Raw genomic sequence first — 23885 nt, forward strand, 5'->3', positions numbered from 1 at the left:
GCGCGGCCGGTCACCGCGGCCGCCAGCCCGGCGGGCAGCGCCCACGCCGCGAGCCCGCAGCCCGCGCGCAGCGCGGCCCGCACGCACAAGAGGCCGGCCCCGGCCATGCGCGGCGATCCCGCCGCGACGAGGACGCGGCCGTAGGTGCCCTTGTGCGTGTCCGCGCGCCTCGGCCGCGCCGGGTCGACGCCGAGCCGGCTGCGCACGGCAGCCTCGTCGAGGCGATACACGCGGACGCCGTGCGCGTCCGCCAGCCGGGCGGGGATGCCGATCGGCGCCACCGTGACGGCGCCTGCGTACTCCGCGCCCGGATAAAGCGCGAGCCCGCGCTTCATGAACGCGAGCGCGACCGTGCGGGCGGCGCGGATGCAGGGCTCGTGCACGGCGCCGGTGTCGGCGTCGAGCCCGCTCGGGATGTCCGCCGCCACGATCGGCAGCCGGCTCGCGTTCGCCTCGCGTATCAAGGACGCGTACGGCTCGCGCGGCGCGCCGCGCGAGCCCGTCCCGAGCAGCGCGTCGATGACGCCGTCGAAGCTGCCCCAATCGACGGCGCCCGGCGCGTAGACGGACGCCGGAATGCCGAGCCTCGCGGCCGCGTCGCGCTGCAGGGCGGCGTCGCCGGTCAGCCGCTCGGGCGGCTCGGCGTACAGAATCGACGCTTCCGCGTCCATCTCGAGCAGATGGCGCGCCGCGGCGATGCCGTCGCCGCCGTTGTTGCCCTTGCCAGCGAGCACGAGCCATCGCAGCGGCCGGCCGTGCGGCGCCCCACCGTTGCCGGCAACCTTGCCTCCGCCCGCGCCGCTTCCACCGGCAGCACTCCCGGCTCCGCCCGCAGCCGCACTGCCGCCCGCGGCCAGGCCGCCCCGGCCATCCGCAGCTCCGTACCATTCCGCTCCCAGCGCCATCGCCGCTTCCGCCACCGCGCGGGCGGCGTTCTCCATCAGCACCGCCGCGGGCAAGCCGATCTGCTCGATGACATAGCGATCGAGCGCGCGCATTTCTTCAGCCGTGACGAGATGCATCGGGATGCTCCTTTCCGCAAGCAGCGATCATTTCCACCTTCGTCAGCTTGACTGTATCGCAGAAAACCGGTGGATGGCAAGATGACGATGTATGCTCCACCGGTGAAAGTTCCAACGAAACTGCATATCGTTATTTCTCCGCGAGCGGCATCAATCGAATTTCTGACGAAACGGAGCGTTCTGATTTGCACCGTCAGGGCGACCTTTGCCCCGATTTCAACTCAAACAACTCCGCAAGCGGCACGCCCAAACCTTCGAAGGTCACCGACCGCACCTCGTCATCCTTGCTGTAAACCACATAATCCGCGATGTCGCCTTGTCCGAAAACATAGACCGTAACGGTCCGGCTCTTCGGATCGACGACCCAATACTCTTTCACGCCGCACACCATGTACAGTTCCGTCTTCTTGGTGAGGTCTTTGCCGGACGTCGAAGTGGACAGCACTTCGACGACCAGCGCCGGCACGCCGTGGTACTTGCCCTGCTCGTCAATGTTCTCCCTGTCGCAGATGACCAGCAGATCGGGCTGCACGACGCAGATGTTGTCCTCCGCCTTCTTCAAGGTGACGTCGAACGGAGAGGTCAGCGGGACGCAGGGCTTGCCTTTGAACCATTGGCGAAACCTCGCAAGCAATTCGCTGACCGCCTCCTGATGCGCATACGACGGCGAGGCCAGATTGTACAACACGCCGTCGATCAGTTCGTACCGCTGCTCCGATTGCTCGACGAGATTCAAGTACTCCTCATAGGTCACCCATTCGCTCTTCGGGCGGTAAGAATACGCATGCTCGCGAACGACGGAGTCGGAAGGCTCGATCCGCACCAGTCTGGCCGCGTCCCGGCCGTTCTTCGTCACGATGATTTCTTCGCCCGCCTCGGCAAATTTCAGATAGCGGCCGAAGTTGTTCTGCAGTTCCGTGGAAGGCACCCGCATATCGACACCCCTCCGAATCGCCAATGTTTTTTATATGATACCCGGAAAATTAGCTAATATCAATATAGAATTAGCTAAGATCATTCTTGTCACCCCGCGTTGACACTCCGAAAACAAGTATGATATATAGAAATTGGCACTCTCGAGATCAGAGTGCTAACACCTTGCATTAAACGGCATTCCCGCACGGCACGCCATGGTTTCGGCTCTGGCGCCGAAGTCTTGCGGGAGGCTGTTTCATTTTTTTACACCATGATCGGAAAGGGGCCATGCGCATGGCGGTGAAACAGGAGTTTCAGGCCGAATCGAAAAGGCTGCTTGAGCTGATGATAGGTGCGATCTACACGCAGCGGGAGATCTTCCTCCGGGAGCTGATCTCCAACGCCAGCGACGCAATCGACAAGATCTACTACAAGGCGCTCACGGATGACAGCCTGACGTTCAACAAGGACGACTACTATATCAAAATCGTGCCGGACAAGGCGAACCGGACGCTGACGATCTCCGACACGGGCATCGGCATGACCGAGGAAGAGCTGGTGAACAACCTCGGCGTCATCGCGAAGAGCGGCTCGCTCGCGTTCAAGCAGCAGTTCGAGGCGAAGGACGGCCACAATATCATCGGCCAGTTCGGCGTCGGCTTCTACTCCGCGTTCATGGTCGCGGAGACGGTGACCGTCATCAGCCGGGCGCTCGGCAGCCACAAGGCGTTCAAGTGGGAATCGTCCGGCGCGGACGGCTTCACGGTCGAGCCCTGGGAGAAAGACACGGTCGGCACCGACATCATCCTGAAAATCAAGGCGAACACCGAAGAGGACAACTACGACGAGTTCCTTGAAGAGTACCGGCTGCGGCAAATCATCAAAAAGTATTCCGACTTCATCCGCTATCCGATCAAGATGGACGTCACCCGCACGCGGAAGAAGGAAGGCACGGAGAACGAATACGAGGAATACAAGACCGAAGAGACGATCAACAGCATGGTGCCGATCTGGCGCCGGAACAAGAGCGAGCTCAAGGCCGAGGACTACGAGAACTTCTATTACGAGAAACGTTACGGCTTCGACAAACCGCTCACGTATCTGCACATCAGCGCGGACGGCGCCGTCGTCTACAACGCGATTCTGTTCATTCCGGAGCAGGCGCCCTTCGACTATTATACGAAGGAATACGAGAAAGGCCTTGAGCTGTACTCGAGCGGCGTGCTCATCATGAACAAGTGCCCGGATCTGCTGCCCGACCATTTCAGCTTCGTCAAGGGGATGGTCGAGTCCGAGGATCTGTCGCTGAACATTTCCAGGGAAATGCTCCAGCATGACCGCCAGCTCAAGCAGATCGCGAAGAATATCCGGAACCGGATCAAGAGCCATCTGCTGTCTCTGCTGAAGGACGACCGGGAGAAATATGAGAAGTTCTTCGCCGCGTTCGGCCGCCAGCTCAAATTCGGCGTCTACAACGAATTCGGCGCGAACCGGGAAGACCTGCAGGATCTGCTGATGTTCCGCTCGTCGAAGGAGAAGAAGCTCGTCACGCTGGATGAATATGTGTCGCGCATGCCCGAGGATCAGAAATACATCTACTATGCGACGGGCGAATCGGTCGAGCGGATCGACAAGCTGCCGCAGGCCGAGCTCGTGCTGGGCAAAGGATACGAGCTGCTGTACCTGACGGAAGACATCGACGAGTTCGCGGTCAAGGTGCTTCAGAAATACAAGGACAAGGAGTTCCGCTCCATCTCCGGCGGCGATCTCGGCATCGAGCCGGATGAACAGGACAAGCCGTCCGACGCGGAAGCGAAGGAGCAGCAGGAGCTGTTCAAGGCGATGAAGGAAGTGCTTGGCGACAAGGTGAAGGACGTCCGGGCGTCGAAGCGGCTGAAGTCCCATCCGGTCTGCCTGACCGCGGAAGGCGAGCTGTCGATCGAGATGGAGAAGGTGCTGCGCCAGACGCCGCACGGCAAGGACGTGCGGGCGGACAAGGTGCTCGAGATCAACACAGGCCACAACGTGTACGAGTCGCTGAAGCGCGCCCATGCCGCCGGCGGCGATTCGCTGCGGCGCTACACGAATCTGCTGTACAACCAGGCGCTTCTGATTGAGGGCTTGCCGGTTGAAGATCCGGTCGCCTTCGCGAACGACATCTGCGAACTGATGGTGTGAAGCGGATGGCGGTCTGCTGCGCATCGTGCGCACGCAAATGATGTTCCCGAACGCCCGCGCCCGTGATATATTAGCTTTGTTGCATTACGACATTAGCGGGGAGCGGGCGGATGGAACGGTTGTTCATGAAAGGCATGACCTGGGGATGGGGAGGAAAGCGCGGCGATTACCGGACGGAAGAGGCGGCCGATTCGCTGCGGAAGCTGAAGGAACACGGCTGCGACTGGGTGGCGCTGTCGTTCTGGACCTGGCAGGAGAATGTGCATGCGACGCAGATCACGTTCGACTACGGCTACACGGTGACCGACCGCGACATCGCGCACGCCGTGGGCGAGGCGAAGAAGCTCGGCCTGAAGGTGCTGCTGAAACCGGTCGTCAACTCGAGGGACCGCATCTGGCGCGCGCATATCGGGTTTCCGCACACGCCGGAAGCGGCCGTGTATTGGGACCGATGGTTCGAATCCTACACGAATTTTCTGGTTCACTATGCGGAACTCGCGGAAGAGCTCGGCTGCGACGTGTTCTGCGTCGGCTGCGAGATGATCGGCACCGAGCCGCAGACGGAGCGATGGATGAAGACGATCGCCCGCGTGCGCGAAGTGTACAGCGGGCCCCTCATCTATAACGCGAATCACGGCAAGGAAGAAGGCGTCGAGTGGTTTGACCAGGTCGACCTGATCGGCACGAGCGCCTACTACCCGGTCGGCGGTCCGGGCGCAACGGAAGCGGACATGATCGGGAAGTGGCTGCCGGTGCGCGACAAGATGGAGCGGCTGCACCGGAAGTTCGGCAAGCCCGTCGTGTTCGTCGAGATCGGCTGCCGGAGCGCGCGCGGCTGCTCGGCGATGCCCTGGGATTTCATGCACCGGGATTTGCCGTTCGACGAGGACGAGCAGGCGAATTTTTACAGCTCGGCGCTCAAGGTGTTCAGCGATCAGCCGTGGTTCTCCGGATTTTTCTGGTGGGACTGGAGCGTGCGCCTGTATCCGACCCACGAAGCGAAGCGCAATGTCGGGTTCGACATCTACGGCAAGCGGGCGGGTCAGGTGCTTGCGGAGTGGTACAAGTCGCGTTGACCCGACCGCCGGGTGAAGCGGCCGATGCGCTGCAGACGGGAGACGATTCTCCCGTTTTTTTCTTTGCGTTTTTCAGCCGAAATATCAAATGGCTGACTATTTCGATCAATCCGGCTGTGATACGATAGAGCTTGTGTGCGTCAAGGTTCGTCAGCTTTCGGGAGGCCTTTTGGACATGTTTCGCATTTCGCTATTCATGTTTATCGTATTCGGCATGTTCGGCGTCGTCAGCTTCTATCTGACGCCTTATCTTTTGCACAAGGGGTTCGAAGCGGGCCAGATCGGCACGATCATGGCCGTCGGCGCCCTGGTCTCGATCGTCTCGCAGCCTTTCTGGGGATATATCAGCGACAAAAAGAAAACGGTCAAACGCATCCTGTTCCTGCTGCTCATCAGTTGTCTGATCGCCAGCACCGGTCTGTTCGCCATGGAGCATCTGCTGCTCATCATCGTGATGTACGCGTGCTACATGTTCTTCAGCAGCCCGATCGGGCCGCTCGCCGAAGCGCTCAGCCTCTCCTACGCGCAGGAACATCGCCGGGAGTTCGGGCGCATGCGCGTCTGGGGCGAAATCGGCGTCGGCGTATCGGCGCTTTCGGTCGGGTATCTCGTCAAAGCGGTCGGCATCGACAAGCTGTGGATCATTTTTCTGTCGTGCGGTGCCATTGCCGTCATGGCGGCGCTGCAACTTCGCGAATCGAAGGTGACGCCGGCACCGGTCGATCTGAAGGCGCTTGGCAAGCTGTTCATGCAGCGGCGTCTGTTGTGGCTGCTGCTCATCGTGCTCATCGTCGGCATTCCGCACAGGATGAACGATTCCATGCTGTCGCTTTACCTGAAGGAGCTTGAGGCGCCGGAATCGATCATCGGCATCGCGTGGTTCTTCGGCACGATGAGCACCATACCGGCCATGATGTTCGCGGGCCGGCTGTTCCGCAGATGGAACGCCATCGGCATCATGACCATCGCGGCGGTCGTCTATTCAATCCGCTGGTTCATCTACAGCGCGACGGACAGCGCGGCCGTCCTGATCGCCGCCCAGGTGCTGCACGGCGCGACGTTCCCGCTGTTCTTCCTGGCGACCATTCATTATATGATGACGATTGTGCCCGCCGAGCTGCGGGCGACCGGACAGTCGGCGTTCGCGGTCACCTTCGCCGGTCTGGGCGGCCTTGTCGGCAACGCCGCCGGCGGCTACGCCATCCAGCTGTTCGGCGCGGGCCACGCATACGCCATCGGCGGCGCGCTGGCGCTGATCGGAGCGGCCGCGCTGGTCGGCACCTATCTCTACAATCGGCGGTTGTAGTCCGAAGCGGTCGGAACCGGGGCAGCCGGGAAACCGCCCGCTCCGGCCGCGGCCGCCGACTTTTATTCTATTTCTATCGGAATGATGGCGGAATTTGGAGGCGGACTGCTATAATAGAGCTATCATTTTGTCGACTGATGGCGGGGTGTCCATGATCAGAGTGTTTCTTGTTGCGGCGGCCTGCTGCCTTGCAGCCGTTCTCGGGCTGCCGGCGGATGCGGCGCCTGGCGCGGAATCTCCGGCATCGGCAAACTCCGCGTCCGCGGCGGTATCCCGTTACACGGTGACGGCGGATATTCTCAACGTGCGCGGCGAGCCGTCGCTCACCGCGCCGGTGATCGGCAAGCTCAAGCAGGGCGCGGTGGTGGAGAAGCTTGAAGAATCGGGCGAATGGTTCCGGGTCCGGGCGGGCGAACTGACCGGATGGGCGCATTCGGACTATCTGCAGCCGGCGGATGACGGCACCGTCACCGGGCCGGATGAGGACGGGTTGACGGACGCCGCGCCGCCCCCGTCCAATCCGAAGGCGATCGGCCGGGGCATCCGCGGCACAGCGTCCCGGAAGCCGGTGGAGACCGAGACGGCGGATAACGCCGTGCGCACCGGCCATGTGCTGGGCGATGCCGTGCGGGTCCGGACGGGGCCGGGGACCGACTACGAGATCGAAGGCCATCTGAACCGGGGCGACCGGGTGTCGGTGATCGCGAGCGAAGGCGAGTGGTACCGCATCGAGACGGAGAGCGGACTGGCCGGCTGGATCGCGGCCGCCTACATCGGATTTCGGACGGACGGTGAGCCGGCCGGCGATGCGCTGCGGGGACGGGTCATCGTCGTCGATCCCGGACACGGGGGGAACGATTCCGGCACGATCGGCACCACCTACGGTACATACGAGAAGACGCTGAACCTGTCCACCGCGCTTCTGCTGAAGCGGGAGCTGGAGCTTCGCGGCGCCGTTGTCGTCATGACGCGGGCGGCGGACGAAGAGAAGCCGTCCCTGCAGGAGCGGGTCGAGATCGCCGCACGGTCCGGCGGCGATGCGTTCGTCAGCATCCACTACAACTCGGCCGAGACGAAGGCTTCGGGCATTCTGACATTCTACTACAGCGCCGGGAAGGACAAGCCGCTGGCCGCCGCGATCGAGCATCGGCTGGCCGAAGGCGGGCTCGGTCTCGACAGCAACGGCATCTCGTTCGGCAATTTCCATGTCGTGCGCGAGAACAGCCTGCCGGCCGTGCTTCTCGAGCTCGGTTTTCTGACGAATGAGCGGGACGAAGGGCTGGCGCGGACGGAAAGCTACCAGCTCGCGGCGGCGCGGGCGATTGCGCAGGGGCTGGAGGATTACTTCGCATCGCAAGAGGAGAGGTCATGAAGACACGGTATGAAATGCCGCGCTACATGGAGCGGTTCCGGTGCATCGGGCCGGCCTGCGAAGACACATGCTGCGCGTGGTGGGGCATCAGTGTCGACCGGCGGGCGTATGACCGGTATCGGGCCATCGAGGACGAGCATGAGCGCCGGCGCATTCTGTCGAAGCTCAATTTGAAGACGGAAGGCACCGACCGCGATTACGCGTCGTTCGAGCTGAATCCCGCAACCGGCCATTGCGCCATGCTCGGGGACGACGGACTGTGCACGATCCAGGCGAAGCACGGCGAAGCGATGCTCAGCGCGACCTGCGCCACTTATCCGCGCAAGGTGAACGCCGAAGGCGGCACGCTCGAAATTTCGGCGGCGCTCTCCTGCCCGGAAGCGGCCCGGCTTGCGCTGCTCCATGAAGACGCCTGCGAATTCGTCACCTCGGACGACGTGCACACGCCGAACCTGAGCGTGAACCGTCCGCCGTCCACGGCGCGGCATATGCCGCATGCGGCGGTGATCCGCGGCGCGATCATCCGCATGCTGAAAATGCGGCGCTACGCCTTCCCGCATCGGCTCATCCTGCTCGGCCTCATGTGCGAGGAGCTGGATCGCCTCGCCGCGGTCGGCGATCCGGAGGCGATTCCGGCGTTCCTTGCCGATTTCGAAGCCGAGGCGGCGGGCGGGCTCGCCGACAACCCGGATCTGCGTGAGTACGCCGCCTTCCCGCGCGACACGGCGTTCCAGATCCGGATGTTGAACGGCTATCTGATGCGCCGGCTGGAAGGGACGATCTGGAACCGCCGCTACGAACGGTGCGTCGCCGAGTATGTGCGCGGCATGACGCAGCGCAGCGAAGCCGCGGATCAGGTCGTCCGTCATTACGAGGAGACGTTCGCCGCGCATGTGGCGCCGTTCATCGCGCGCTACGGCCATTTCTTCGAGAATTATGCGGTCAATCAGGTGTACGGCACGTTTCTGCCGGGTCTGAGGAGCGGTCAGCGCATCGGCACGCTGTACCGGACGCTTGCCGTCGATTTCGCGATGATCAAGCTGCATCTGACCGGCATCGCCGCGCATCGCGGGGAGCTGACGCCGGAGACGGCCGTCGAACTGGTCCAATGCTACACGAAGAACTATGAATTCGTCTCCAGCTACCGCGTCGATTTCCTGCTCGAGCTGGCGGCCGAGGGCCGCGATTCGTTCGAGGACATTGTGCTGCTGATTACGAACTGACGAACAGGGCTGCGTTCCGAATGCCGCGATGGCCGCGCATCCGGATTGCAGCCCTGCTGTCATGTTGCGGGGATTTCAGCGCATGATGCGGATCGGATCAGCCGGGTAGGCGATGGCTTCGGGCGGTTTCGGCTCGGGATAGCGGAGCGTACCGCGTTCGGCCAGCGTATCCGTCGCGCTTGCTTTCAGCATCGCATCGGACAGGGTGTACAGCGTATCGCCGGCGTACAGAATCCGCCGCACCGCTTTCGTATAGTCGTATCCGTATTGCCCGGATTTCAGCAGATCTTGTTCGGACAGATGCGTGATCCGTCCCTTGAGCCTGAACCCGTTCTCCGGATCGATCTGATAGACATAGGCGCCCTGCCAGGTGAATTCGCCGTGCGGCGGGATGTCGTAGCCGTCCCGCTGCGCCCCCTCTTTCACCTCCGCCAGATCGACCGGGAACGCCATCAGCCCTCTTTCGCGGTCGAACAGCAGCGCTTTGTGGTCTTGCAGCACCTCCGAGTGGGTGCCGCGGTCGCCGATCACTTCCTTGAACTTCTCGATCGGCTTCGACACGTCGGTCACATCGAACAGCGACAGCTTCATCCCGAGATAGTAGGCGGTCGGTTCGCCGCGGCCGTCGCGCGGCGCAATCTCGATCGTCTCCTTGCCGAACCCGATCAGATGGTTTTCGTCATAGGGGTGGAGATAGTCGCTGTAGCCCGGGATTTTCAACTGGCCGAGCACAGCCGGCTGCTTCGGATCGGACAGATCGATCGCGAACAGCGGGTCGACGTTGCGGAACGTGACCATGTATGCGCGGCTGCCCATGAAGCGCACGGAATAGATGCGTTCGCCCGGCGCGAGATCCTCGAGGCGGCCGACCGTCCTCAGCCATTCGTCGAGCACATACAGATTGTTCTTCGAAATATTATCGCCTTCCGCCCACATATGGCCCGAAGTCGTCGCGATCCGGAAATGGCCGCCGTATTCGTCCATGGAGAACTGGTTCAGCACATGACCGGGCACGCTGCCCTGGCCGGCATAGATTGCGGAGCCGCCGTCCAGCCGGAATTTGTACAGATCCGTCTGCAGTTTCGGCTGAACGGACCGGTTCGGGGCGCCGGAGCTATCCGTCGGCCAGTCGTGCTTCGCAACCGCAATGTACAGATTCTCCGCCGATGCGTAGACCGTGCCGGCGGAACCGAGATAGGCCGATACCTGCATGGGCGCGCCGGAATCGTCCAGATCGACCGCGCCGATGAGCAGCGTGCCGCTCTCCGGCGAGTCCGGGAAATAGTGAATCCGGTTCAGCGGAATGCTCTTCGGTTCATCCGAACCGGCGGTGTCCCGCCATACCGGTTCGAAGTCCTGCGGCCGCAGTTCCGTCTCGGGATCAAGAAGCGGATAGACAGGGTTGTACTTGTTCGCCACCAGATATAATGCGCTGCCGACCATGCGGGAGGTGACATAGCGGCCCTCGATTTCCAGTTCACGCACCAGGAGGGGCGCGCCGCTGCCATCCAGCTCATAGACCCTGGCCGCGGTGAACGACAGATCCTGAATCGGCGGCCAGATCATGATCTCCTTGGATTTCGCGTCGAGATCCCGCTGCGTTTCGTAGGCCGGGTCCGACTGCGCCTCGTTCTGCCGGTACGCCGTTCCGATGACGACCAGCCTGCCGCCGGAGACATACAGCTCCTGCGGACGGAACCGGTGCTTGTCGTCGGCGTAGTCCAGTACGGCGGCCAGCCGCGGCAATTCGGGATTCCGGATATCGGCGATCAGGACGCGGCCCCCGCTGAGCTGATAGATGAACCGGCCGTCCGTTTTCGCCCAATCCGCCTCATCGACGCCTTCAACCTGCACATTCGTCTTCGAATAGTCGGCACCCGCATAGCCGGCACCCGCGGACGGGGATGCGCCGCTTGAGGCATCGGCGGAGCCTTTTTGATCGACTACGGCCGCGATTCTTGCATCCCCGAGCACGGCCATCGCCGTGGGAAACCGGATAATCGACGTCCCGGCCTCCGCCAGCAGTTCGCGCAGCTTCTCCAGCGAACCGACGACCGGCAGCTCGGGTGTGCGCCCGATGTGCGCGGTATTCGAGCCGGCTTCCCAGACGACGGATTCGCCGAACGCTTCGGCGACGGCGCGCAGCGGCGCCATCGCGGTGCCGCTGCGCCATGCCGGCGCCGCGGGCAGTTCCGTTTCGACGCCGTTCACGATCATGATCTTCGATCCGATCGTCAGTTCCGCCGTCCGGTCGCCTTTGACGAGCATGATGCTGCGCTTTCCGTTCAGCTCCATCCGGACGTCGACGTCCGCGCCCAGCAGTTCCGCGACCGGCCCGACCGGTGCCAGGAGAATGCCGTCCGAGAAGACCGGCGCGGGGTCGAGTTTGAGCGGCACGCCGCCCGCCATGACGCGGAGCGCGGGCCGATCCGGCGGATCGGCCGGTTGGCCGATGGCATGCGGCACCGCGGTCAAGGTCAGTGCAAGCGCTGCCACTATCGCCGGAAGAACGTTGCGTCTTCTGTTCATTTGCCGTTCACCCATCCTTCCCGAATACGAAATGACTCCCCGTTGCGGCAAGTGTTGTTTGTCTATACGGACGCAAGCAAAACCGGAAATGTTGCAGAAATTTGGCAGCATCGGTCCGCACAGGACGCCGGAATGAAGGGAAAACGGCCTTTAATCGCAGATCTCCGTTTGCAATAAGTCTTGTTCCACCGGCGATTCTGACGGATAATAAAAGACAAAGCGCAGGATCGAAGGAGGTGCAGGGGCTTGAATGCGAACGTAACCTACGCCGCGAAGCCGCAGGACCGGCCGTACACATCGTCACGTTCCAGCAGGCGCAGGCGGCTTCTCCGTTCCCTCAAGCGACTGATCCGGCATCCCCGTCCGGCCTTCGCCGAACGCAGGCTGCCGGGCCGATCCTGATGCTGCGGCGCCGTTCAAACGGCGGATCATGGAAGGCAGCATGCGCCAAAATCGGTTATACTGAAGAAGACGGGACGTACGAATCCCGCCATATCCAATAATATTCGCAGCTTCTCCGCACCAGCGTTCCCGAGACTCACAAGGCGGTGGTAGTCCGATGACACGAGTACCGCGCAAGCCGCTGCAAGATGAGCTTGTGTTCCAGAACGTTTCCGAGTGCGGCTTGTCCCTCGACGACGTGCAGGCGCGCATTCTGTCCTTCATGGCGAAAGATCCGAAGGCGGTGTATCATTTCATCGTCGGCACGGACAGCCAGGTTTACCGCGGAAGCACGAAGTTCGTAACCGGCATCATCATTCGCCGGGTCGGTCGCGGGGCGTGGGCATGCTATCGCCAGACGATCGTGCCGCGCGAACTGCGTTCGCTGAAGGAGAAGCTCTCTTACGAGACGACGCTGTCGCAGGAAGTGGCAAGTTATTTCATGGGGGATGCGCTGCGGAAAATGGAGGAAATCGTGCTCCCCTACATCTACAAGGGAGCCGCGCTTGAGCATTTCATCGACATCGACGCCGGGACGCACCCGACGCTCAACAAGACTTCGCGCTATGTGAAGGAAATGATTGACCGCGTCGAAGCGATGGGTGTCTATGCGGCGCGGGTGAAGCCCGAATCCTACGCGGCATCGTCGTATGCGAACCGCTACACGAAGAAGAGCGTGTGACGAGCGGGCCGTGCGGGAAGCCGCGGCGGCGGCTTGGTCCCGCCATGAACAACTCAGGACCGGATGCGCCTGCGGGCGCTACCGGTCCTGACTTGTTTCGTCCGCTGTCCGAACGGCGCCGTTCAGCAGATCGGTGCCGTGAAACTCGTCGGGCGGAGAGACCGGATCGACCGGGCTGCCGGCCGCGACGGCGTCGGCGTCCGGCACGTCGGGGAACGGACCGTCATTCGTGACGGCATCCGTCTCCGGCTTCGATCGGCCGCGGGATGAGGAAATTCGCCGGGCTTCCCCCGGTTCCTCCGCGAACTCGCCGTCCGGATCGCCGAACGCGTCGAGAATGTCGAACACTTCGGCTTCAGGGAACATGCTGAGCAGCTTCCGTTCCGGATCAGGCGCGTGCCTGTCCTCCGATCGCCGCATAGGGCCATCGCCTCCGGTTGCGATGCAATCGAGCTGTCTCCGGGAAAGCAGAGACCCGATTAGTATCGACCGGAAATCATGGCGTTATGCGGCCGGAAAGGATTTCATCAGCCGGTGCGCTTCTCCTGGCGCTGCTGCTCCTGCGCGCGGGCTTGTTCCTGCCGCTTCTCTCCGTCCGGCTTCTGGGCGGATTTTTTCTCTCCGTTGCGGCCTTGCTCGTCCCGGCCTTGCTCGGATGCCGCGCCGGCAGCGGGCATCATCCGGCTGGTGCCCTCGTAACGGGCGCCTTCGTTGATCTCGAGCAGGGCGGTCAGAATATCGCCGGTCAGCGTGCCTTTCGGCTTGATCGTCAGTTTCTCGGTGGCTTGCACGTTTCCCTTCACGGTTCCGGCAATGACGATGTTGCGCGCCGTGATGTCCGCTTCGACGACGCCCGTGTCGCCGATCGAGACATCGCCTTTGCTGTTCACGCTGCCGGTCACGCGGCCTTCGATGCGAATGCTGCCGTCCGACTCAAGCCGGCCTTCGAACGCGCTGCCCGGCCCGATATAGGTGTCCGTCGCGGCGGCATCGGACCTGGACTTGCCTGGTTTGAACATTACGACTTCTCCTCCTTGAACAGCTGCAGGTAAGGCAGCGGATCGACGGCCTGGCCGTCTTTCCAGATTTCGAAATGCAGATGCGGACCGGTGCTCCGTCCGGACGAGCCGAGCAGGCCGATTTTCTCGCCCTGTTCGACCTTCTGGCCGGCGCTGGCCAGCCGTTTGCGCAAATGCATATAAACGCTCTTATAACCCGATTCATGCTCGATGATGATATAATGGCCGCGCGATCGGTTATAGTCCGATTCAATTACGGTGCCTCCGCCGGCGGCGTAGACCGGTTCGCCGGAATTTCCGCCAAGATCGATGCCGCTGTGCTGTGCAAGCCGCCGCGTGAACGGATCGGACCGAAGACCGAATTCGGACGTGAGGCGGGTACTGTCCGTCGGCCATGCGATCGGCAGCATCCGCAGCTTGTCCAGCACGCGGTCCGCCTCTTCCTTCTTCGCGGCCAGGCGGGCGCGCAGCAGCTCCGCTTCATCTTTCAATGAAGTCATCAGGCTGACGCTTCCGTAGCCTTCGGTTTCCGTCAGGCCGTCCTCGTCGACGGGATGGTTCTCGCCGCCCACACCGACGTCATAAGAGAGCGGCGTGACGGCCGTTTTCCTGCCGGCGGATGTAGAAGCAAGGCCGTTCGTCTCGCCCGGCAGCGCGATCTCCACGATGGCCTCAATCTCCGCTTCCAGCTTGTCGAGTTCTTCGAGCTTCTGCCTTACGGCGCCGGCTTCCTCGGTCAGCCGAAGCACTTCGGACTTGAGCAGGGCGATCGACTGTTCGCGGTCTGCGAGCGATGCTTCATATGCGTCAGCGGCTTCCGCCAGTTCTTTATGCAGCGCCTGAATGCGGAGCGCATCTGCCGAACGCAGTGCCAGCAAAATGATGGCGCTTGCAACCAGCAAGCCGAAAACGGCTCCGGCAAGCAGGAATGGCACAATCGTCAGACGCACTCTGCTGCTGGCGTCGGAATCTTCGGGGATGATGAGCAGGGTGTATCGTCTGCGAAACCATCCAGGCAGCAGTCTCATGATTCACCTCCGACAATGGCTCAGACAGAATGTTAGCATTCGACACCGGCGCGGAGATTCCTTCTTTTGCAGGAAAATAGTCCTAAGATGCGCCATGCTGTTTTTTCTTCCCGAATTTTGCTCAAGCGTGTCCTGTTTTTGGTCAAAGCCGTCCTATATGCCCCGCGTCGAAATGCGGTATAATGGGCGGGGTAAACTCATGCTGCGGCAAGGAGGGACTGACGCATGGAAATGCGCCGCTACGGCAATACCGATATGACGGTCAGCGTACTGGGGTTCGGAGGTGCGGAGATCGGATTCAGGGGCGCTTCGGTGTCCGAGGTTGAACGACTACTCGGAAGCGCGCTGGATGCGGGCCTCAACGTCATCGATACGGCCGAATGCTACAAGACGAGCGAGGAATTGATCGGACAGGCCGTCTCGCACCGCCGGAGCGACTACTACCTGTTCACGAAATGCGGCCATACCGCCGGCCTGCCGGGCGAGCATTGGCAGCCGGAGGTGCTTGAGGCAAGCATTGACCGCAGCCTGAAGCGGCTCAAGACCGACTATGTCGATCTGATTCATCTGCACAGCTGCAGTCTCGAAGTGCTGAAGCAAGGCGACGTCATCGAAGTGCTCCGGCGGGCCAAGGAAAAGGGAAAAACCCGCTACATCGGATACAGCGGCGACTCCGACGCGGCGCTTTACGCCGTGCAGACCGGCGTGTTCGATTCGCTCATGACATCGGTGAACATCGCGGACCAGGAAGCCATCGACCTGACGCTTCCCGAAGCGCAGAAGCGGGGGATGGGCGTGATCGTGAAGCGGCCGGTTGCGAATGTCGCCTGGCGGACGGGCCAGCGGCCGGAGGACCCGTATGCGGTGCCTTATTGGGAGCGGCTTCAGGTGCTGGACTATGATTTTCTGAAAGGCGATTTCGACGAATCGGTCGGGATCGCGCTCCGGTTCGCGCTGTCGATTCCGGGCGTGCATACGGCGATCGTCGGCACGTCGAACCCGGACCGTTGGGCGCAGAACGCGAAGCTGCTCGAGAAGGGACCGCTGCCCGCCGAGCAGGTCGAAGCGATCCGGCGCGTCTGGCGGGAGCGCGCGGGCAAGGACTGGATCGGATTGGAGTAAGCGAAAAAGCCGGGCGTGCCCGGCTTTTCACGTATAGACGGATCCTGAAAGAATTCTCATAATCGCTTCCCGATGCGGGTTGGCGCGAATGTGGAAGGACTTTCCGCTTACATTGCCATTTGCCGCCGTGCTAACCTCGTGTTCGAGGAGGAATTGCGATGCAGAGGAAATTTCGGGAAATTCGCCGCGGTTCGGCCGCGCTGCTCGCTGCCGGTGTGCTGCTGGCCGGCGCGCCGGGCGCCGCGGACGCCGCGACCGTCTACACGGCGGGCGACGACGACACGTTCTGGAAACTTTCGGGGAAGTTCGGCGTGCCGCTGGACAAGCTCATGGCGGCAAACAAGGACATCGACCCGCTGAACATCTACAAGGGATTGAAATTGATCATCCCGGATGCCGGGAACAAGAGCGCGGTCTCCGGTGCGGCAGCGGCGGCGTCTTCCGGAACAAACGCGGTTGCAAGGTCCGCCGCAACCGGTTCCGCTTCCGCGGCGGTCTCCACCTTCGCCGCAGGCAAAGCCGGAGAGACGCCGAAGACATACCGGAAAGCGATCCAGGTGAAAGCGACGGCCTATACGGCATCGGCCGAGGAGAACGGCAAGTGGGGAGCGGTGGATTACTTCGGCAATCCGCTGAGCCTCGGCACGGTCGCCGTCGATCCCGATGTCATTCCGCTCGGATCGAAGCTGTACATTACCGGCTATGACTATGACGGATTGCCGCAGGGCGGCATGTATGCGATCGCCAGGGATACCGGCGGCGCGATCAAGGGGAACCGAGTCGACATCTTCGTGCCGGACAGCCGCGCGAAGGCGATGAAGTTCGGCGTCCAGTATATTACGGTTTACGTTCTGTAGCCGCGCTGGCCGAGCAACTCGTCGAGCGTGTTCAGCCGGTAGCCTTGCTTTTTCAGCATGGCGATCAGCCGCGGCAGCGCGTTGATCGTGCCCGACAGATCCTGACCGCGGCCGCCGCCGGCATGCAGCAGAATGATGGCGCCGGGACGAAGCTGCTTCCGGACGATCGCGAGGATCGTCCGGCTGGGGGTATTGCGCCAGTCGACGGCGTCCACATTCCAGTTCACCACGATATATCCGCGCCGCGCCGTCCAGTCCGTCTGCTTCGGCGAGATTTCGCCGTACGGCGGCCGGATGAAGCGCGGCTTCCTGCCGGTGATCGCAAGCAGCGTCTGGTCGGTGCGCCGGATCTCCCGTTCGAACCCGGCCGCCGTCTTGTTCGTCAGCAGCGCGTGCGTATCGGAATGGTTGCCGATGAGGTGGCCTTCCCGCACGATCCGCCGGACAAGCTCCGGATGCGCCCGGGCGCGGCTGCCGACGATAAAGAATGTCGCCCGGACGCGGTGCCGGGCGAGAATATCGAGAATTTGCGGCGTGAATCGGGGATCGGGCGCATCATCGAACGTCAGCGCGGCGGCTTTGGCATGAACCGGTCCATGGGTGACGAACGCGCCCGGATGCCGCTGTTCGAGCGCGGCCCAGGAATAGCGCGCTTTCTTCATGCGACGTTTTTTCCGGACTTTCCGCCCGGGCTTTTCCGAAAACGCATGTCCGATGACGGCGTCCGATTCATGACGAACGGCTTCCCCGGACGGCAATGCCGCCGTCCGCTCCGCTGCGCCGGGTCCGTTTCCGTGCCCGGGTGCCGGCGAATGCACGGGCTGCGGCAGACCATTCACCACGACCGATGCCGCAAGCATGACGGACAATAATTTCGGAAGATGAATAGCGTTCAAAAGCGATCCCTCCGCAGCATGCTGCCATTAGCTTGCGGCGTAAACGCCGGATTCATGCAAGGCGGCTGCGGAGGGATCGGATAGCCTGTCAAATTTTGAAAATCTGGATCGTGCGCTGCAGTTTCAGCACCGTCTGCTGCATTTGCTCGGCTTCGTCGACAACCGACTGCACCGCGGCCATCTGTTCGTTCATGGACGCGGACACCTGCTCGGTGCCGGCAGCCGACTGCTGGGTGATGGCGGAGATATTCTGGATCGAAGCCGCGATCTTGCGCGCGCTCTCCAGCATGGCGTCGCTTTCGCGGGTGAAGGCTTCCATCTGATCCGAAATGAATTCCACGCTCTTCACAATTTCGTTGAAGATTTCGTTGGACTGGCGGATCAGCTCGTTCTGGTCGCGGACGATGCTCTCGTTCACCTTCATGTCGGCGATCGCGTTCTTGATTCCCTGTTCAATGCCGCGGACGAGGGTGAACACTTCCTTCGTCGACGCGCCGGCTTCTTCGGCGAGCTTGCGCACTTCTTGTGCGACGACGGCGAACCCGCGGCCGTGCTCGCCGGCGCGCGCCGCCTCGATCGAGGCGTTCAGGGAGAGCAGGTTCGTCTGATCCGCGATTTCCGAGATGGAGCGGGTAATCTTCGAAATGCCGTCCGCATGTTTCGCCAGTTCTTCGATCGTGCGGGAAACGGCTTCGGTCGCTTCCACATTGCGGCGCATGCCCTCGGTCTGATTCTCCACGGCCTGGCGGCCCTGACGGACCAGTTCCAGCGTATGGGCGGACCGTTCATTCATTTGCCGGGTCGAATCCGCGTAGTTGGCCACCTTGCTCTCAATCTCGCTGATCGACTCGCTCATCTGCGAGACGTCTTCCGAAATCTGGTTCGCGCCGGTGGCCAGTTCGCCCGCCGAGATGGTCACCTGCTCCATGACCGTTTTCAGCTGTTGGTTGCGTTCAAAAATGGTGCGGCTTGCATCGGAGACAAGCCTCGTGATCGACGACGTCTCGCGCAATATGTCGCGCAGCCGTTCGACCATGCTGTTGAAGGCCTGGGCGATGCTGGAAGCGCCCGTGTCTTCGTCGCCCGCAAGCCGGACGGTAAAGTCGCCTTTCGCGATCTGGTATGCGGCCGTGCGCATCTCGTCCATCGAACTTGAAAGCGTTCTCTCAAAAAGGATCGCAAGAGGATAAACAGCGGCACACAATACAACGATCAGCACAAGGGGCAGCAAAATTCCCTGGCCGCCGACCAGCGCTGCAATCAGCATGGCAAGAGAGAATGCAGCTGCAACCGCGTAGCAGGCGATTAGGCATTTCGTCCGTATGGATTGCTTCATTAACCAGCTCATGATGCAATGCTCCCTTACTTGTAGAATTATGCCATATTATAACACCGAAGCCGAATCTGGTCTATCATTGTCGAATAATTTGTGGGCAGGACTTTTGGAATGGGAAAACACGTTCAATATTGTCGCATAGTGCCAATTGATGTATAATTTAGGTTGTAATCCCTATGGAAGGGTTATCATAACCGGGAGGAAAGGAGGATAATGATGAAATTGGAGGACATGCCCCTCGCCAGGCAGATCGACCAGGTGTTCCGCCAGCTGGAGCCGGAGTTGACTGACGCGGTGGCGGGAACGGTAACGATCCAGATCCGCAACAACATGATCGGAAAATACGGCGTCCGCCATCACCCGATCGAATGCGTCAACGGCCGTTTCCTCGAGAACGAACGGGGACTCACGGTTCAGCAGGTGAACGAATTCCGGAGGATGGCCGTTGAATCGCTCCGGATGAAACGGAACTGGACCCACGGCGAGATCCTGTTCGATTTTGCCGTGCGGCGCAACCGGGAATGGACGGCGAGCGTGCAGTACGAATCGAACTACAATACGGCGAACTGGATGTTCCGCTACCAGCCGAAGCCGTCGGGATCCTCGAACCAATTGGCCTAGGCGGCAAGGCATGAAGGGGCAGCTGACCCATGAACAAAGAACGGGGTTTCCGCTGAAGATCGCCTGTCAAGCGGAGAACCCCGTTCCATCTTTCGTTTCCGGATTATCTTGCGAATCGGCCGGCAAGTTGTTCTTCCGCGATTTGCACCAGCCGGCGGGTGATATAACCGCCGATTGCCCCGGTGTCGCGCGTCGCCATGTAGCCGTAATACCCGTCCTGCGGGATTTGGATGCCGAGTTCTTGGGCAACTTCATATTTCAGCTGCTCAAGCGCGGCGCTTGCCTGAGGTACGACGAGCGTGTTGCTGCTCCGTTTGTTGGAAGGCATGTTGTTCACCTCCTTGGGCGGTCTTAGTATGGCTGCCCTGGGAGGAAATATACATAACCGGCACTTTTGCACTAATTCGTCAGTCTTCGGCCTGCCCCTTCATCTTGTAGCTGTGTTCGCGCTTGCGTTCGCGCTCCGCCTGCTCCTCGGCCAGCATTTTGTCAATGTCCTTTCTGAGCCGGTCGGAACATTTGGCGCACAGATGGCCCGTCCGGGAAGGACCGCCGCACAGATCGCAGACGTCGGTCAAATTCGGATGAGCAGTGCGATGTGCGGCAAAGTGTTTCAGGTCAACCTGCGGAACCTGTGCAATGAATGCGCCGAAATTCACGACCGCCGGTTCGAAGCGGTCGACCGGTATCTGATGAAGAACCGCCATGCGACGACCGAGCAGACGGCGGAAGAAGATGGAACGTGAAGGTCGAAATTTGTGCCCGCGGCCATCGCCGGCAGCCGCCTTGACTTTCGCATTGCAGCGGGTATAATGTTGCCAACGGCCATGACGGGAAAGAGTACGCCATGAACTGTCGATTGCAGAGAGCCGGTGGAAGGTGCAAACCGGCATCGCGGCTGGCGGAATGGGTCCCTGAGCCGGAAATCGGAAAGCGGCCGGATGCCGCCCATGGTTTCCCGGTTGCTCCCCGTTACGGAGCTGTGAGGCTTCGCCGTCCGCTTGTCCGGCATGCGGCGTCGAAGCGAATAAGGGTGGCACCACGGTCCCTCGTCCCTTGCGGCGGGGGATTTTTATATTCAGGTCAAGGGGGAGATACGCATGGCAAGGGTGCTGTCGGGCATCCAGCCGAGCGGTCAGCTCACGCTCGGGAACTACATCGGCGCAATCCAGAACTTCGTGAAGCTGCAGGATGAGCACGAATGCTTCTATATGGTGGTCGACCTGCACGCGGTCACCTTGCCGCAGGATCCGGCCGCGCTGCGCGAGCAGACGGAATCGGTGGCGGCGCTGTACCTTGCGGCGGGCGTCGATCCGTCGCGTTCGTCGATTTTCATCCAGTCGCATGTGCCGGCGCACGCCGAGCTTGGCTGGCTCATGACGACGCTCGCGTACATGGGCGAGCTCGAGCGGATGACCCAGTTCAAGGAGAAGGCGGCCGGCAGGGAATCCGTGCCCGCCGGGCTGTTCGTCTATCCGACGCTGATGGCCGCGGATATTCTCGTGTACAACGCCGATCTGGTTCCGGTGGGGGACGACCAGAAGCAGCATCTGGAGCTGACCCGCGACCTGGCGGATCGGTTCAACGGGCGCTACGGGGAAACGTTCAAGCTGCCCGAGCCGTACATGCCGAAGGTCGGCGCGCGCATCATGTCGCTCGATGACGCGTCGAAGAAGATGAGCAAGAGCAATCCGAATCCGAACAGCTACATTGCGCTGCTCGACGAGCCGGACGTCGTCCGGAAGAAAATTTCCCGCGCGGTTACCGACTCCGGCCGGGAAGTGAAATACGATCCCGCGAACAAGCCGGAAGTGAGCAACCTGATCAGCATCTTTGCGCATTGCGCCGGGCTGACGGTGGAAGAAGTCGAACGGCGGTTCGAAGGGCAGGGCTACGGTCCGTTCAAGAAAGAGCTGGCGGAATGCGTCGTGGCGGTGCTGGAGCCGCTGCAGGCGCGGTATCGGGAAATCCGCGGCTCCGGGGAGCTCGGCCGCGTGCTGAAGGAAGGCGCGGAACGGGCGGCGGAAATCGCGAACCGGACGGTCGCGCTGGCCAAAGAGCGGATGGGATTTCTGCCGCCGCGCTGACCGGATCGCCGGATGAAAAGGGCGGCGGCCGGCGGATCTCCGCCGGCCGCTCCGTCATTTGCGCTTGAGCGCTTTCGCCCGGTAGATGAATCCGGCTCCGATGACGACGAACGTCAGGATGAAGAACAGGGCGGCCAGCCACCCGTTGTGGCTGATGGCGACGCCCGTCGCCAGCATCAGAACGACGGCGGCGACAGCGAACAAGAGGGAAGCGGTTTTGGACATCTTCGTCTCTCCTTGGGCGGATTCGGGACTTGTGCATGGTCAAGCATAAGAAAACGGATGAGGTGCATAATAAGCTTGCAAGCTTGCATCAACACTACAGCTTAAGGGACGAAAGGAGACGACAACCATGGCAGGCCAAAACCGGAACAGCAACACGCTGGTCGTTCCGCAAGCCAGAGCGGCGCTGGAGCAAATCAAGTACGAAGCGGCTCAAGAGCTGGGCGTACAAATTCCCCAAGACGGCTACTACGGCAACATGGCGACGCGTGACGCCGGTTCGCTCGGTGGCTACATCACGAAGCGCCTCGTACAGATCGCTGAACAACAATTGGCGGGCTCCCGTCAATTCTGAAGCATATGAAGCTGCAGAAGCCCGGATGAATCCGGGCTTCTTGCCGTCTCCTCCGCCGGTTGCTATGCTTACCATTGTACCGGGTTCGTCCCGCGGATTCAACTTGATCGGCGGCTGGAGGGGAGTTCATGTATCGTTGTTTCGCGGAGTACCGGATTGCGGAGGAGAACCGGGAGCGTTATTTGGCCCTGATGGCATCCCTCAAGGTCTCGCATCCGGAGATGTATTTATATGAAGGAACGGATCAACCCGGCTTGTTCGTGGAGGTCTGGGAAGCCGGCACGAAGGAAGAAGCGGACGGCATCCGGGAGATGAGGCTGTCAAGCGAATCCCCCTGGTCTGCCGTGTCCCGCCTTGCTTCCGGCAATGTTCACGCCTGGGTGTTCAGATCTGTATAGTCCGTTTCCGTCTCGTTTTCGCGCGTCGTATTGAACGGCGTCTGCTGCGTGACGATGCCGCCCTGGAACGGGTATTCGTAGTTGATCGGCTCCTGGAACGTAATGTAGTCGAGGTTGACCATCAGCAGCAGGTACCGGGTGCCCGTCGACGGATCGCTCAGGATGAGATGGTCGCGCCCGGCCGCCTCGATGATGCCGCGGAACACTTTCGCGTTCCATTGGCTGTTGTTCTCGAATGTCATGTACACGGTCGCCAATTTGCCGCGGTTGAGCCGGAGAATGTTCTCGATGTAGGACTCTTCCTGCGGGACCGTGACGATGCTGCCGCCCGTCGGCGTAATGCCGGCTCCGCTCGGCACGGACGGAATGCCGCTTGCGGTCATGAACGGCGAGACGCCGGTCATGTCGGTCGGCATGCCCGGAAAGCCGCCTGTCGTCATGAACGGCGAAACACCGGTCATGTCGCTCGGCATGCCCGGAAAACCGCCTGTGGTCATGAACGGCGAAACGCCGGTCATATCGGTTGCGTAAGGCATCGCGGTATCGGGATAACCGGTCGGCCACCATCCGGACGGGGACTGCGTGCCCGGCATGCCGGATGCGTACGGCGTGCCAAGGCGGTTTTCGTCATACGATTGATTGGACATGTTCGCTTGGTTTCCTCCTTTATTTCATTTAGTAGACGCCGGGGCAATCGCTGCCTGACGGCGCATAGAAGCAGTGGCTTTTGAACCGTCCGCTGTGCGCCTGATTCCACCAGGTGGAAGGGCACTGACCCGTCGGACGGAAGAACCAGAGCGCGTTCGTCGCGGGATGCTGGCGTTCGCCGTTTACGGCGCGTTCCGCCAGCCGGATCTCCTTTTCGCGCGCCCTCTGGTAGAAATATCCTTTCGTCGTCGCTTCAAATCCGCCCGGGCGCTGGTAGACCATCTGCGGAATCGTGCGGATATTCCGAAAGTCGAGGCAGTTGCCCCGGACGCGGTTCACCCCGACATTGCCGACCATCAGCATGCCGAGCTCTCCTTCTCCTTCGGCTTCCGCGCGCATCAGACGCGCCAGCAGCTTGATGTCCTCGGAGTTGGCTTTGATGACGGCCATCCGGTTCATCATCACTTCCTTCCACGGCATATCGTGCCTTCGCATGGGCGAATGCTACATCATCCTATGGCGGCAAACGCCCAAGTGTTCCGCCCGGTTCCC

26 protein-coding genes and 1 other annotated feature are annotated in these 23885 nt (G+C 61.5%); of the genes, 14 read left to right on the forward strand and 12 right to left on the reverse strand.

All coding sequences use genetic code 11. From position 1 onward, the window contains the following. Both KJQ12_RS18005 and KJQ12_RS18010 read right to left on the reverse strand, forming a co-directional pair. Positions 1-1022: NAD(P)H-hydrate epimerase (locus KJQ12_RS18005; protein ID WP_213486643.1), on the reverse strand; the 1022-nt coding region annotated here is incomplete at its 3' end. Positions 1023-1215: 193 nt separating this feature from the next. Then, positions 1216-1956: a type II toxin-antitoxin system prevent-host-death family antitoxin gene (locus tag KJQ12_RS18010; RefSeq protein WP_213486645.1), complete on the reverse strand. Its 741-nt coding sequence runs from the start codon at positions 1954-1956 to the stop codon at positions 1216-1218. A 275-nt stretch (positions 1957-2231) separates the two neighbouring features. Between KJQ12_RS18010 and htpG the strand changes: the two genes are divergently transcribed. The 5 genes from htpG (at position 2232) to fliB (ending at position 9092) form a co-directional block, all read left to right on the forward strand. Continuing rightward, positions 2232-4115 (forward strand): molecular chaperone HtpG, encoded by a 1884-nt coding sequence (gene htpG / locus KJQ12_RS18015; RefSeq protein WP_213486648.1) that lies wholly within the window; start codon positions 2232-2234, stop codon positions 4113-4115. 110 nt (positions 4116-4225) lie between these two features. Beyond that, the gene (locus tag KJQ12_RS18020) at positions 4226-5191 is read left to right on the forward strand and encodes a glycoside hydrolase family 113 (RefSeq protein ID WP_213486650.1); all 966 of its coding nucleotides are present in this window, start codon (positions 4226-4228) and stop codon (positions 5189-5191) included. Positions 5192-5366: 175 nt separating this feature from the next. Then, positions 5367-6497: an MFS transporter gene (locus KJQ12_RS18025; RefSeq protein WP_213486653.1), complete on the forward strand. Its 1131-nt coding sequence runs from the start codon at positions 5367-5369 to the stop codon at positions 6495-6497. Positions 6498-6648: 151 nt separating this feature from the next. After that, the gene (locus KJQ12_RS18030) at positions 6649-7869 is read left to right on the forward strand and encodes an N-acetylmuramoyl-L-alanine amidase family protein (RefSeq protein WP_213486656.1); all 1221 of its coding nucleotides are present in this window, start codon (positions 6649-6651) and stop codon (positions 7867-7869) included. Then, positions 7866-9092 (forward strand): flagellin lysine-N-methylase, encoded by a 1227-nt coding sequence (gene fliB, locus KJQ12_RS18035; RefSeq protein WP_213486658.1) that lies wholly within the window; start codon positions 7866-7868, stop codon positions 9090-9092. Before KJQ12_RS18030 ends, fliB begins: the two co-directional genes overlap by 4 nt. Before the next feature lie 75 nt (positions 9093-9167). Here fliB and KJQ12_RS18040 read toward each other — a convergent pair whose 3' ends face one another. Next, complete coding sequence (locus KJQ12_RS18040; protein WP_213486660.1) at positions 9168-11621, reverse strand: beta-propeller domain-containing protein; 2454 nt, start codon at positions 11619-11621, stop codon at positions 9168-9170. Between the two features lie 246 nt (positions 11622-11867). On the opposite strand from KJQ12_RS18040, the gene KJQ12_RS18045 reads away from it, so the two are divergent. Together KJQ12_RS18045 and KJQ12_RS18050 are read left to right on the forward strand one after the other, a co-directional pair. Beyond that, positions 11868-12023 carry a hypothetical protein gene (locus KJQ12_RS18045; RefSeq protein WP_157373517.1) on the forward strand — a complete coding sequence of 52 codons (156 nt, stop codon included), beginning with the start codon at positions 11868-11870 and terminating at the stop codon, positions 12021-12023. A gap of 157 nt (positions 12024-12180) precedes the next feature. After that, positions 12181-12744 carry a ribonuclease H-like YkuK family protein gene (locus tag KJQ12_RS18050; RefSeq protein ID WP_015253783.1) on the forward strand — a complete coding sequence of 188 codons (564 nt, stop codon included), beginning with the start codon at positions 12181-12183 and terminating at the stop codon, positions 12742-12744. Positions 12745-12822: 78 nt separating this feature from the next. Here the strand turns inward: KJQ12_RS18050 and KJQ12_RS18055 are convergent, their stop codons facing one another. The 3 genes from KJQ12_RS18055 to KJQ12_RS19725 form a co-directional block, all read right to left on the reverse strand. Further along, positions 12823-13164 (reverse strand): hypothetical protein, encoded by a 342-nt coding sequence (locus tag KJQ12_RS18055; RefSeq protein WP_213486812.1) that lies wholly within the window; start codon positions 13162-13164, stop codon positions 12823-12825. 107 nt (positions 13165-13271) lie between these two features. Continuing rightward, positions 13272-13763 (reverse strand): bactofilin family protein, encoded by a 492-nt coding sequence (locus KJQ12_RS18060; RefSeq protein ID WP_015253785.1) that lies wholly within the window; start codon positions 13761-13763, stop codon positions 13272-13274. After that, a complete protein-coding gene (locus KJQ12_RS19725) occupies positions 13763-14791 on the reverse strand; it encodes a M23 family metallopeptidase (RefSeq protein WP_244860679.1) in 1029 nt (342 codons plus the stop codon). The genes KJQ12_RS18060 and KJQ12_RS19725 overlap by 1 nt, the downstream gene beginning before the upstream one ends. A gap of 225 nt (positions 14792-15016) precedes the next feature. Between KJQ12_RS19725 and KJQ12_RS18070 the strand changes: the two genes are divergently transcribed. Continuing rightward, positions 15017-15913 carry an aldo/keto reductase gene (locus tag KJQ12_RS18070; protein WP_213486662.1) on the forward strand — a complete coding sequence of 299 codons (897 nt, stop codon included), beginning with the start codon at positions 15017-15019 and terminating at the stop codon, positions 15911-15913. Positions 15914-16071: 158 nt separating this feature from the next. Next, positions 16072-16770 (forward strand): 3D domain-containing protein, encoded by a 699-nt coding sequence (locus tag KJQ12_RS18075; protein WP_213486664.1) that lies wholly within the window; start codon positions 16072-16074, stop codon positions 16768-16770. Here the strand turns inward: KJQ12_RS18075 and KJQ12_RS18080 are convergent. Together KJQ12_RS18080 and KJQ12_RS18085 are read right to left on the reverse strand one after the other, a co-directional pair. Further along, positions 16758-17432, reverse strand: coding sequence for a polysaccharide deacetylase family protein (locus KJQ12_RS18080; protein ID WP_244860680.1), 675 nt, complete (start codon positions 17430-17432; stop codon positions 16758-16760). The two genes, KJQ12_RS18075 and KJQ12_RS18080, sit on opposite strands and share 13 nt — an antisense overlap. A 322-nt stretch (positions 17433-17754) precedes the next feature. Then, the gene (locus tag KJQ12_RS18085) at positions 17755-19014 is read right to left on the reverse strand and encodes a methyl-accepting chemotaxis protein (protein WP_213486666.1); all 1260 of its coding nucleotides are present in this window, start codon (positions 19012-19014) and stop codon (positions 17755-17757) included. A 204-nt stretch (positions 19015-19218) separates the two neighbouring features. On the opposite strand from KJQ12_RS18085, the gene KJQ12_RS18090 reads away from it, so the two are divergent. Next, the gene (locus tag KJQ12_RS18090) at positions 19219-19623 is read left to right on the forward strand and encodes an O-methyltransferase (RefSeq protein ID WP_213486667.1); all 405 of its coding nucleotides are present in this window, start codon (positions 19219-19221) and stop codon (positions 19621-19623) included. 103 nt (positions 19624-19726) lie between these two features. Here the strand turns inward: KJQ12_RS18090 and KJQ12_RS18095 are convergent, their stop codons facing one another. Next, positions 19727-19951: an alpha/beta-type small acid-soluble spore protein gene (locus tag KJQ12_RS18095; protein WP_015253792.1), complete on the reverse strand. Its 225-nt coding sequence runs from the start codon at positions 19949-19951 to the stop codon at positions 19727-19729. A gap of 28 nt (positions 19952-19979) precedes the next feature. Here KJQ12_RS18095 and KJQ12_RS18100 point away from each other — a divergent pair, with 28 nt between their 5' ends. Both KJQ12_RS18100 and trpS read left to right on the forward strand, forming a co-directional pair. Next, the gene (locus KJQ12_RS18100; protein ID WP_213486669.1) at positions 19980-20369 is read left to right on the forward strand and encodes a hypothetical protein; all 390 of its coding nucleotides are present in this window, start codon (positions 19980-19982) and stop codon (positions 20367-20369) included. 72 nt (positions 20370-20441) lie between these two features. Then, positions 20442-20683 (forward strand) — a binding site (T-box leader). Between the two features lie 40 nt (positions 20684-20723). Next, positions 20724-21710 (forward strand): tryptophan--tRNA ligase, encoded by a 987-nt coding sequence (trpS, locus tag KJQ12_RS18105; protein WP_015253794.1) that lies wholly within the window; start codon positions 20724-20726, stop codon positions 21708-21710. Between the two features lie 54 nt (positions 21711-21764). Here the strand turns inward: trpS and KJQ12_RS18110 are convergent, their stop codons facing one another. Then, positions 21765-21935: a DUF5325 family protein gene (locus KJQ12_RS18110; RefSeq protein WP_015253795.1), complete on the reverse strand. Its 171-nt coding sequence runs from the start codon at positions 21933-21935 to the stop codon at positions 21765-21767. Positions 21936-22062: 127 nt separating this feature from the next. Between KJQ12_RS18110 and KJQ12_RS18115 the strand changes: the two genes are divergently transcribed. Then, positions 22063-22287, forward strand: coding sequence for an alpha/beta-type small acid-soluble spore protein (locus KJQ12_RS18115; RefSeq protein ID WP_015253796.1), 225 nt, complete (start codon positions 22063-22065; stop codon positions 22285-22287). A gap of 128 nt (positions 22288-22415) precedes the next feature. Next, entirely contained in the window at positions 22416-22685 is a 270-nt protein-coding gene (locus KJQ12_RS18120; RefSeq protein ID WP_213486671.1) for a hypothetical protein, read from the forward strand. On the opposite strand, the gene gerQ is transcribed toward KJQ12_RS18120, so the two are convergent. Together gerQ and KJQ12_RS18130 are read right to left on the reverse strand one after the other, a co-directional pair. Continuing rightward, positions 22658-23332: a spore coat protein GerQ gene (gerQ, locus tag KJQ12_RS18125; RefSeq protein ID WP_213486673.1), complete on the reverse strand. Its 675-nt coding sequence runs from the start codon at positions 23330-23332 to the stop codon at positions 22658-22660. The two genes, KJQ12_RS18120 and gerQ, sit on opposite strands and share 28 nt — an antisense overlap. 28 nt (positions 23333-23360) lie before the next feature. After that, entirely contained in the window at positions 23361-23783 is a 423-nt protein-coding gene (locus tag KJQ12_RS18130; RefSeq protein ID WP_213486796.1) for a cell wall hydrolase, read from the reverse strand. Between the last annotated feature and the right edge of the window lie 102 nt (positions 23784-23885).

It is taken from the genome of Thermobacillus xylanilyticus (assembly GCF_907165215.1).
GTDB lineage: Bacteria > Bacillota > Bacilli > Paenibacillales > Paenibacillaceae > Thermobacillus > Thermobacillus xylanilyticus.

Excerpts from the sequence above, each read along its gene's own strand:
- KJQ12_RS18010 (WP_213486645.1), bottom strand. The coding sequence starts at position 1,956 with ATGCGGGTGCCTTCCACGGAACTGCAGAACAACTTCGGCCGCTATCTG.
- htpG (WP_213486648.1), top strand. The coding sequence starts at position 2,232 with ATGGCGGTGAAACAGGAGTTTCAGGCCGAATCGAAAAGGCTGCTTGAG.
- KJQ12_RS18020 (WP_213486650.1), top strand. The coding sequence starts at position 4,226 with ATGGAACGGTTGTTCATGAAAGGCATGACCTGGGGATGGGGAGGAAAG.
- KJQ12_RS18025 (WP_213486653.1), top strand. The coding sequence starts at position 5,367 with ATGTTTCGCATTTCGCTATTCATGTTTATCGTATTCGGCATGTTCGGC.
- KJQ12_RS18030 (WP_213486656.1), top strand. The coding sequence starts at position 6,649 with ATGATCAGAGTGTTTCTTGTTGCGGCGGCCTGCTGCCTTGCAGCCGTT.
- fliB (WP_213486658.1), top strand. The coding sequence starts at position 7,866 with ATGAAGACACGGTATGAAATGCCGCGCTACATGGAGCGGTTCCGGTGC.
- KJQ12_RS18040 (WP_213486660.1), bottom strand. The coding sequence starts at position 11,621 with ATGAACAGAAGACGCAACGTTCTTCCGGCGATAGTGGCAGCGCTTGCA.
- KJQ12_RS18050 (WP_015253783.1), top strand. The coding sequence starts at position 12,181 with ATGACACGAGTACCGCGCAAGCCGCTGCAAGATGAGCTTGTGTTCCAG.
- KJQ12_RS18055 (WP_213486812.1), bottom strand. The coding sequence starts at position 13,164 with ATGCGGCGATCGGAGGACAGGCACGCGCCTGATCCGGAACGGAAGCTG.
- KJQ12_RS18060 (WP_015253785.1), bottom strand. The coding sequence starts at position 13,763 with ATGTTCAAACCAGGCAAGTCCAGGTCCGATGCCGCCGCGACGGACACC.
- KJQ12_RS19725 (WP_244860679.1), bottom strand. The coding sequence starts at position 14,791 with ATGAGACTGCTGCCTGGATGGTTTCGCAGACGATACACCCTGCTCATC.
- KJQ12_RS18070 (WP_213486662.1), top strand. The coding sequence starts at position 15,017 with ATGGAAATGCGCCGCTACGGCAATACCGATATGACGGTCAGCGTACTG.
- KJQ12_RS18075 (WP_213486664.1), top strand. The coding sequence starts at position 16,072 with ATGCAGAGGAAATTTCGGGAAATTCGCCGCGGTTCGGCCGCGCTGCTC.
- KJQ12_RS18080 (WP_244860680.1), bottom strand. The coding sequence starts at position 17,432 with ATGAAGAAAGCGCGCTATTCCTGGGCCGCGCTCGAACAGCGGCATCCG.
- KJQ12_RS18085 (WP_213486666.1), bottom strand. The coding sequence starts at position 19,014 with ATGAGCTGGTTAATGAAGCAATCCATACGGACGAAATGCCTAATCGCC.
- KJQ12_RS18090 (WP_213486667.1), top strand. The coding sequence starts at position 19,219 with ATGAAATTGGAGGACATGCCCCTCGCCAGGCAGATCGACCAGGTGTTC.
- KJQ12_RS18095 (WP_015253792.1), bottom strand. The coding sequence starts at position 19,951 with ATGCCTTCCAACAAACGGAGCAGCAACACGCTCGTCGTACCTCAGGCA.
- KJQ12_RS18100 (WP_213486669.1), top strand. The coding sequence starts at position 19,980 with ATGGCTGCCCTGGGAGGAAATATACATAACCGGCACTTTTGCACTAAT.
- trpS (WP_015253794.1), top strand. The coding sequence starts at position 20,724 with ATGGCAAGGGTGCTGTCGGGCATCCAGCCGAGCGGTCAGCTCACGCTC.
- KJQ12_RS18110 (WP_015253795.1), bottom strand. The coding sequence starts at position 21,935 with ATGTCCAAAACCGCTTCCCTCTTGTTCGCTGTCGCCGCCGTCGTTCTG.
- KJQ12_RS18115 (WP_015253796.1), top strand. The coding sequence starts at position 22,063 with ATGGCAGGCCAAAACCGGAACAGCAACACGCTGGTCGTTCCGCAAGCC.
- KJQ12_RS18120 (WP_213486671.1), top strand. The coding sequence starts at position 22,416 with ATGTATCGTTGTTTCGCGGAGTACCGGATTGCGGAGGAGAACCGGGAG.
- gerQ (WP_213486673.1), bottom strand. The coding sequence starts at position 23,332 with ATGTCCAATCAATCGTATGACGAAAACCGCCTTGGCACGCCGTACGCA.
- KJQ12_RS18130 (WP_213486796.1), bottom strand. The coding sequence starts at position 23,783 with ATGGCCGTCATCAAAGCCAACTCCGAGGACATCAAGCTGCTGGCGCGT.